Origin of the sequence: Nevskia soli (assembly GCF_903970205.1) — a bacterium.
Lineage (GTDB): Bacteria > Acidobacteriota > Terriglobia > Bryobacterales > Bryobacteraceae > Bog-113.
In genome coordinates this window covers 1-8,287 of the sequence record NZ_CAJCHS010000130.1, presented here as the reverse complement: position 1 = coordinate 8,287, position 8,287 = coordinate 1, and the positions used below count along the sequence as shown (strand labels likewise).

At 60.3% G+C, this 8,287-nt stretch carries 6 protein-coding genes and 2 pseudogenes; 4 read left to right on the top strand and 4 right to left on the bottom strand.

Translation table 11 applies throughout. The features are described from left to right. Positions 1-422 (bottom strand): annotated as a pseudogene (locus H1Y01_RS05800) (hypothetical protein); the annotation flags it as partial. A gap of 114 nt (positions 423-536) precedes the next feature. On the opposite strand from H1Y01_RS05800, the gene H1Y01_RS05795 reads away from it, so the two are divergent. Together H1Y01_RS05795 and H1Y01_RS05790 are read left to right on the top strand one after the other, a co-directional pair. Further along, positions 537-890, top strand: coding sequence for a YciI family protein (locus H1Y01_RS05795; protein WP_180539399.1), 354 nt, complete (start codon positions 537-539; stop codon positions 888-890). A gap of 31 nt (positions 891-921) precedes the next feature. Continuing rightward, positions 922-1,503, top strand: coding sequence for a dihydrofolate reductase family protein (locus H1Y01_RS05790; RefSeq protein ID WP_180539397.1), 582 nt, complete (start codon positions 922-924; stop codon positions 1,501-1,503). Between the two features lie 24 nt (positions 1,504-1,527). Here H1Y01_RS05790 and H1Y01_RS05785 read toward each other — a convergent pair whose 3' ends face one another. Further along, on the bottom strand, positions 1,528-1,845 hold the full coding sequence (locus H1Y01_RS05785; RefSeq protein ID WP_180539395.1) for an EthD family reductase: 318 nt from the start codon (positions 1,843-1,845) through the stop codon (positions 1,528-1,530). Between the two features lie 122 nt (positions 1,846-1,967). Here H1Y01_RS05785 and H1Y01_RS05780 point away from each other — a divergent pair, with 122 nt between their 5' ends. Further along, positions 1,968-3,932: a diguanylate cyclase gene (locus H1Y01_RS05780; protein ID WP_180539393.1), complete on the top strand. Its 1,965-nt coding sequence runs from the start codon at positions 1,968-1,970 to the stop codon at positions 3,930-3,932. Between the two features lie 62 nt (positions 3,933-3,994). Here H1Y01_RS05780 and H1Y01_RS05775 read toward each other — a convergent pair whose 3' ends face one another. Beyond that, on the bottom strand, positions 3,995-6,610 hold the full coding sequence (locus H1Y01_RS05775; RefSeq protein WP_180539392.1) for an IPT/TIG domain-containing protein: 2,616 nt from the start codon (positions 6,608-6,610) through the stop codon (positions 3,995-3,997). Between the two features lie 120 nt (positions 6,611-6,730). On the opposite strand from H1Y01_RS05775, the gene H1Y01_RS05770 reads away from it, so the two are divergent. After that, positions 6,731-7,891: an HD-GYP domain-containing protein gene (locus tag H1Y01_RS05770; protein ID WP_180539390.1), complete on the top strand. Its 1,161-nt coding sequence runs from the start codon at positions 6,731-6,733 to the stop codon at positions 7,889-7,891. 143 nt (positions 7,892-8,034) lie between these two features. On the opposite strand, the pseudogene H1Y01_RS05765 reads toward H1Y01_RS05770, so the two are convergent. Beyond that, positions 8,035-8,287: pseudogene (locus H1Y01_RS05765) on the bottom strand (hypothetical protein); the annotation flags it as partial.

Genomic DNA, 8,287 nt, shown 5'->3' with positions numbered 1-8,287 from the left:
TTCGTCAAGCCGGCCTCGTTGCGTTCGGACGCGGCGGTCACCGATAACTTCATGCTGTACGGCAAAGCTTGACTCGGCCCGGTTGACTTATCGAGAGACTTACTCGCGGCAGCATTTCCGCGACGCACTAAGTCCCAGGGCGGCTCTCCTTCCCAATCCGAGTGAAATGCCCGATTCTGGATCATCTCCGCGTAGAGGCCGCCGTCGTAGGAGTGATTGATCTCCTCCGTCATCAAGCCGTACAGAGTCGGACTTACCGGCGAAACGATCCGCGTGACATCGATAGTAAGCTGCGCGGGGGCTCCAACGCCGGACTGCGCCCAAAGGGTCGAACCCGCCGCCACCGTGATGAGGAACACGTAGCGGACGCAACGCAAAGCCCTCAATCGTGAGCCGATCTTCGTCATGGATTGTTCAATCACCTGGGGAGTTTACTCTGAAACTTTCCCGACGGCTTGTCGAATTCCGATCTCGCCGTTCGTCGTTATAGTGAAGGCGGGCAACTGGCCCGGCTGAAGACTATTTTAGGAGACGACATGCCGCAATATCTAGTTGCTATTCACCACCCCGACAACTATGACCCCTCAGCAGAGGACGAATCAATGGTCCGCGATATCGATGCGCTCAACGAAGAGATGGCGGCTGCCGGCGCCAGGTTCTTCGCCGGCGGCCTCCAATCGGCGCCCCACGCGAAATCACTGCGTAAGCAGCCCGGCGGACAGGTGGTCATCACCGATGGACCCTATCTTGAGACCAAGGAACACATCGGCGGCTTTTGGATACTCGACGCAGCCAACATGGATGAGGCCGTCAAGTGGGGACGCAAAGCCGCCGCCGCCTGCCGCGCATCGGTCGAGGTGCGCGAGTTCCTCGCCATGCCCAGAGAATAGTCATTCCAACGCCCAAAACATGAGGACTCAAATGAGAAAGCTCAAACTCACCGAACACATTTCGCTGGACGGCGTTATCCAGCATTCCGCCGACGACGGCGACTTCCCGTACAGCGACTGGACTGTGCCCTATCGGACCCTCGCCGGCCGGGACGAAGTGATAGCCGCGTACGGCGGGAGCTTCGATCTGCTGCTTGGCCGCCGCACTTACGATATCTGGTCGGGCTTCTGGCCAAAGGCGCCGGGCAGTCCGCTTGCGGACGGCATCAATGCGGCCACAAAATATATCGCGACCCACCGTCCGGAAAGTCTGGAATGGGGCCCGTTCCAGGGCCTTGGACCGGACATCGTCGAGGGCGTTCGCCGCATTAAGTCGCAGGACGGCCCGGACATGATTCTCTCGGGTAGCTCCACGCTGACATCGACGCTGCTCGAACATGGGCTTGCGGATGAAGTCCTGCTGATCGTCTATCCGGTCTTGTTGGGGACGGGGAAGCGCTTCTTTGCGGAGGGAACCCCGCCGCGTTCATTCGAGCTCGTCAGGACGAAAGCATTGCCGTCCGGCATCATCTTCAGTACTTATCAATTCGCCGGGCCTTTGAAGACGGGATAGGAGGCTGTAACCGGCCGGCGCCAGCTAGCTCGGGCTCATCTGGCTAACTTGAATTTGAAGGTTGATATCGGTGTAGTTGGGGACGTCCCCGAGAATTTCCGGCCCGTGCGACTCCATCGCCTTCTGAAACTCTTGCGCCGTGTTGAAGTACAGTCTGCCAATACAGGCGAAGGGGGCCGATGATCCCGGAGTTCCACTTGTCAACCCGCGATCGATCTCGTAGCGGATGAGTCCGGAGGGCTTACATAGTTCCATGACCATGGGCATATGGTTTCGCGCATAGTAGTCATGATCGAATCTTTTTCCGGGGGAGTAAGGATACAGAACGGAGACGCAGACCATTCATCGAGGCTAGCAGTTCGCGAGGCGGGTTTGTGGCGTTCAGCACTTGAGTGCCGCAGTCGAGACAAGCGTCTGCTGCTTCTCCCTGAAGGAAACTTCGAAATCAGCCGATGGTATCCGCAGTGCCTGAATTTTCGCCATCGTGTGCGGACCGCCTCATTCTCCTGGTTGCGCGGAGTCTCGCCTTCTTTCCGCTGGCATTCGCACTGGTTGGAACGCCCGTGCCACTGCGGAGTCAGACTCCCCCCGCCTTGACCACGGTTGGCGCCATTCGGATACTGACTCCCGAGCAGGCGCGCCAGGCGCGGCCCGTGCGGTTAACCGGAATTGTGACCGCTATTTCCGGGTGGAAGAATTCCTTTTTTGTGCAGGACTCCACGGCTGGCATTTCGGTCGATCGTACCGACAACGCCGACGTGAAAGTGGGTGATCTGGTGGAAGTGACGGGTGCGAGTAACGCAGGTTTGTTCGCGCCTACCATCTTGGCCTCTTACGTCCGCGTCGCCGGTCATACTCGGTTACCACCCGCACGCCGGATCAGCTACAGCGACACGTTTGGAGGCCGGGAAGACAGTCAACGAATCGAGGTCGAAGGCGTCGTTCACTCGGCCCGTATCACTAAGCTTTTCGAGCGTGACATCCTGGCTCTCAGAGTGGAACTTGACGGGGGAGAGATGGGCGTGTTGCTCCAGAACTTCGCGGGAATCGACGCCGGCCGCCTAATCGACTCCACCGTGCGGGTTCGCGGCGTCTGCTCCTCCTCATTTAATCAGAGACGGCAATTCTTAAGTGTCGCCATGTTTGTACCGGACCGCGGAGGCATCGATGTAGTCCAACCTGCGAACGACGATCCCTTCGCTGCCGCAGCCACACCCCTTGGTAACATCCTCCAATTCGGTCAGCCGCCTCACCGCGTGAAAGTCGCCGGCTTCGTGACCTATCAAATTCCAGGACAAGCCCTTTATCTCCAGGATGGCCACGACGGAATTCGCGTCCAGAGTTCGTCCAACGAATTAATCGAACCCGGCCGGAGAGTCGAGGCAGTGGGTTTCCCATCGACGGGGGACTATTCGCCGGTTCTCAAAAACGGCGTCTTCCGTGTTGTCGGAATTGGCAATCCGGTCAAGCCTCAGCGGGTCGACGCCCGCGACGTGATTTTTCAGAAAGCCGGATTCCTTCAGGTCCCTTACGATGGTCAACTCGTTCAGCTGCAGGGGAAGGTTGTCGAGAACCTTGTGCAGAGGGGCCAGCGCGTTTTGATCCTGCGCCAAGGCGGCGAGGTATTCGAAGCGACTTTTCAGTTGTCCCCGCCGGAAGGCCCAGGCATAGAACTCGGCAGCATCCTCCTACTCACTGGAATATGCACGGTGCATACCGACGCCAACTCCGACGGCAGCCCCCGTTCATTCGAAATACTGGTACGGTCGTCGAAGGATATCGCCATTCTGGAGCATGCCTCGTGGTGGACCCCCATTCACGCTCAGTGGGTAGTGCTTCTGCTTGTCATGTTGCTTCTATCGCTGTCCGCGTGGCTCGCCATTGTCCGACGCGAGGATCGCCTGCGCGCATTGACAGTTACCGACCCATTGACCGGTCTTTATAACCGCCGGGGCTTTTTCATGCTTGCCGAGCGTCAATGGCAATCTGCAGCGCGACGGAAAGATTCGATGCTGCTGTTTTATATCGACGTTAACCGGTTTAAGGAGATTAACGATACCCTGGGACACAAGGAAGGTGATTTAGCGCTTCTGACTGTAGCCGCCGCGCTTCGGGAATGCTTTAGAAAATCGGATATTGTCGCCCGCATCGGTGGAGACGAGTTCGCGGTGATGGTACCGGAAGATTCCGCGGATACCCGCACGCTGCTGGAACGCCGGCTCGCGAAAACACTAGAGCAGAGTAATGAGAAGAGAGGCGTAACGCCGCATCTTTCATTGAGCATGGGAGTTCTCCGGTGCGACAACTCGATGAAGACTCTCTGCATCGAGGATCTGCTGGCTCAGGCAGACGCCTTGATGTTTCGGGAAAAGCGCCGCTATCAGGCTGGCATTCGCGGGGTAGCCGAGCAGCCTCTCGCCTTGGCGTAAGTCCATCCGGCCCATTTGGTTCAATCGATATTCTGAGTAGCGCCTCGGCAGCCCCACGGGTATTACTGCACCCAAATGCTGGGCGCTGCCGTCGCGGTGACATTCCCGGCCGTAACTGACACCGGCTGCTGCCCCGTAAGGCCCGCCGGAATGCGGGCATTCACCTGCGTCAACCCCGCAAAGCCCGGCGCATCCCCCGCGTAGAGAACCGTCGCCGCCGTTCCTCCGATCGTGACGCTGACGTAGCCGAGCGGAATCCCCAGCGGCGGAGCCGCCGGTTGGCCGGTAATATCGAGCGGGTTAGTTTCACCAAAGCCGGTCCCATAGAGAACGATAATCGAATTCGGCGCGGCCGGGTTGTTCGTCGAGTTCACGCTGAGGTTCTGATTCAAAGCCGCCGCATTGGCGCCCGCCGCGAACAGGCCGGGAGAGTACGGCGTGATATCGACGACCGTGCCCGCCACGGCGCTACCCCCGTTCTCCACCGTTACCAGCGCCGACACACTGCCGCCCACTTCCACCGGCACCTCGGCGTTAATTTGGTTTGTACCTACGTAGTAGAGCGGCGCGGCGATGCCGTTGAACAGGACCTGCGTCCGGCCCAGAACGGTTGCCAGTTTCCCGGTCGAATCCAGTTGACCTCCCATCGCCGTGGAGGGTCCGATATTGGCTCCGAACAGCGTCACGATTTCCCCGCCCGCGATAGGACCCGGCTTGAACGTAGCCGCCTGCGTGACCGTGACCGAAGCTTCCGGCGCGCCCGACGTTCCACCAGAACCACCGGTCGAGCCGGTACCGGAGCCGGTACCGGAGTCGCCGCCGGTCCCGACCGTCAACTCGCGAACGCGCCGGTTGCCCGAATCCGCGATGAACACGTTACCTTTTGCGTCGCAAGCCAGTGCGGCCGGGCTCGACAGCGCCGCGAAGGCTGCGGGATTGCCATCCCCCGAAAACCCGAAGTCCCCGGTTCCCGCGGCGGTGTGAATGGTTCCCGTCGTGTCAATCACTCGAATCCGCGAATTAGCCGTGTCCGCGATCCAGAGATTGCCCGACGGATCGAAGCACAGGCCCGCCGGACCGCTTAGCTGCGCCTGCGCCGCGGGTCCCTCATCGCCGCTGAAACCCGGAGTTGTTCCGGCGATCGTGCTGAGAGAACCGTCGGCGCCCAGATGCCGGATCAGCCCGTTCCCCGTGTCGGCAATATAAATGGTGCCGTCGGCAGCGACCGCCAGAGCGGTGGGACCGTTCAACTGCGGGCTCGCCGACCCAGCCACCGGCATAGTCGTGCTGCCCTGAATCTCGAACAGTGCGTTTCCCGATGTGAAATAGACGTTAGCGTTGGCCGCAATCCCCGCCGGTGCATGTGCTGACGAGAGAACCGTAGGGCTGCCCGAAGCGCTCACTACGTCGACATTGCCGTTATCCCCGATCAGCATCTGACCGCCAGCGTTGAAAGCGACCGCTACCGGATGGGTCGTATAGTCGCTGATCGGGAGTGTCTCGATATCGCCGTCGGCCAGCACCTCGCGAACGCGGCGGAACGCGGTGTCCACCACCACGATGTCGCCTTGCCCGTCGACCGCCAGGGAGGTGACACTTTCGAAGCGCGCATTCACCGCCGGTCCGCCATCGCCGAACACGAATGGCGAAGGCCCAATGATCGTCGTCAACGTGCCCGGCGCGTTCGTGCTTGCCGGCGAAAGCTCCTGCAGGTGTTGATTACCCGCCAACAGCAGATCGCCCGCGGACGTGAGCGCGATATCGCGGCCTACGCCTGCAAGTTGCCTCACCATGCCGGTTGTAGTAATCACGAACGTTTCGGGGTACTCGACATTGGTCACGTAGACGTTGCCCTCGCTATCGACCGCTAAACCCGTCGGCTCGCTGATGGTAAGCGCGCCGGGGTTTCCGGCCGCCCCTGTTCCGGCTGCTGTCACGATCGTGCCGCCCGTCGAGACCTCCCGGATCACCGCATTCCCGCTGTCCGCAATAAACAGATTTCCGGACGGGTCGAAGGCAATTCCAGCCGGGCCGTTCAGTTCCGCATCGACCGCTCTTCCGCCATCTCCCGAGAATCCCGCCGTGCCGTTGCCCGCGAAGGGCGTGCGGCTTCCGTCCGCTCCCACCAGAGTCACTTGATTGCCATTGAACTCCGAAACATAAAGATTGCCGTGAGCATCGAACGCCAGGTTGCGGGGGGCGTTTAGGCCGCTTGCGAATGTGGAGATATTCCCATCGGGTGTAATTTTGCGGATGCGGTTATTTCCCAGGTCCGCCACGTATAGCGCGCCTGAGCTGTCGAAACGAATTCCGTAGGGCGATTGCAGAAAGGCCTGAGCAGCCGGGCCGCCGTCGCCGCCGAAGCCTCCGCCCTGCGCTCCCGCAAACGTGGTGATCACTCCGGAAGTGTCGATCTTCCGGATGCGGTTGTCGTCCGCGTCGGCAATGTAGATGTTGCCGGCCGCGTCGGCACAAACGCCTTGTAGGATGCTGACGAACGCCTGGCTGGCCGGGCCGCCGTCGCCGTTTTGATCGCTGCCCGCAACGGTGTTGATTGTGTATGGCGGGATGCCGGCTTTCGCCGGTTGCGTAACGGCTTCCGTGGCTGCACCTGTGACTGCCGCAATCAGGAGAGAGAGCAGCGGCCGCGTGCGGAATCGAAGTCCGGTTCGTCTCACTAGGGAGATTCAGTGTTTGGCATTGTGTGCGTCTCTCAACAGTTCCGGGATTCGCCTACAACGGTAAGCAAAGATTTTTCGTAAAGTCTTCGCGTTTTTCAACCGATACAGAACACAGCGATGACCTCCCGTTTAGAAGCTGTCAGCTCGAAACTAAAGGCGGGTCCGTCATCCGAATTGGGCTCGAGCTGGCCCGGCCTGGCGGATTTCCATCATCGGCTTTTGGAAGATGTCGTTGAGCCGCCCAGCGTTGTGCTGATCGCCGAACGCGAAACTGACCGGCGCATGCTCGCGGCGCTGCTGCGGCGGGAGAATTGCCGCATCCTGGAGGCGCGTTGCTCCGACGCCGGCCTGGCTTTGCTGCAGAACAGCCGCCCGGATCTGGTGATTATCGACCGCGATATGTCGGTGGGCGACGGGCTCGATTGCTGCCGTGCGATCAAGAACACCCGCGGCGCCGATCTGATCCCGATCCTGCTGGTCACGGCGAGGAGCACGGTCGCCGACGAAGTTGAGGGGATACAGGCTGGGGCTGCCGAGTATTTAAGCAAGCCGCTCCACCCCGAAATTTTCCGGGCGCGCATTCGTTCGCTAATCCGGCACAAGGTTGCCATCGACCGGCTCGAGGAGTCGGAAGCGATTCTGTTCGCTCTCGCCAAGGCGGTTGAAAAACGAGACCCGAGCACGGCCGGGCATTGCCAGCGTCTGGCCTTATTCAGCGCGGTGTTCGGGATGCGGATGGGCCTCAGCCAGGCGCATCTGATGGCGCTTCATCGCGGCGGCTATCTGCACGATATCGGGAAGATTGCAGTACCCGATGCGATCCTGTTCAAACCCGGCCGGCTCACTCCCGAAGAGTGGGTGCTGATGAAAAGCCATTGCGTGCGCGGGGAAGAGATCTGCGCCCCGTTGCGCTCACTCAAAGACGTTCTGCCCATCATCCGCAGCCACCATGAGCGATGGGATGGCAGCGGCTATCCGGACGGCCTGTCGGGCGAAAGAATCCCCCTGTTGGCGCGGGTTCTCCAACTGGCGGACGCTTATGATGCGCTTGTCAGCGAGCGCCCCTACAAGGCGGCCTATTCGCGCGAGCAGGCGCTCGACATACTGGCTCAAGAGGCGCACTTCGGCTGGCGCGATCCGGTCCTCACCGGATTCTTCCTGAAAATGTCGTTCAAAGACATGGATGCCGAGGTTCGCGAAATTGCCGCTACCGAGGATTCGGAAGGTTTCGAAAGCTCGATCCTCAACCTGCAGCGCCATCACACCGCGGTTGCCTAGGGCCCGGGGTCATAACCGCTCCGTCGCCGTCGCGGCTCTGTAAAGTACTGAATCTACTGAGTTCGGCATGACCCTCCGGTTCACAACCGAGCCCGGCCGAAAGGGAGGGTCCGCCGCCGGGTCCTTTTCTTCCCCGGGGTTGCCTAGGGGCTGATTTTGTAGATCGTCCGGAACGCGCCCATATTCGGGTAATAGCGTTGCGCACGCACTAACTCTGCAATCTGGCGCACATGGCCCAGATCGTGGAAAGCCCATTCGTTCAGCAGGTCGCCGAGGCGGATGACGCCGAATTTCTCGTGCATCGCCTGCCGGTCGGTCGCGTCATCTTCGAGCGTCCTTAGATACTCGACGTTGCTCTCCCTCTGATCTTCCCAATGATCGAAGGAATCCTCAATG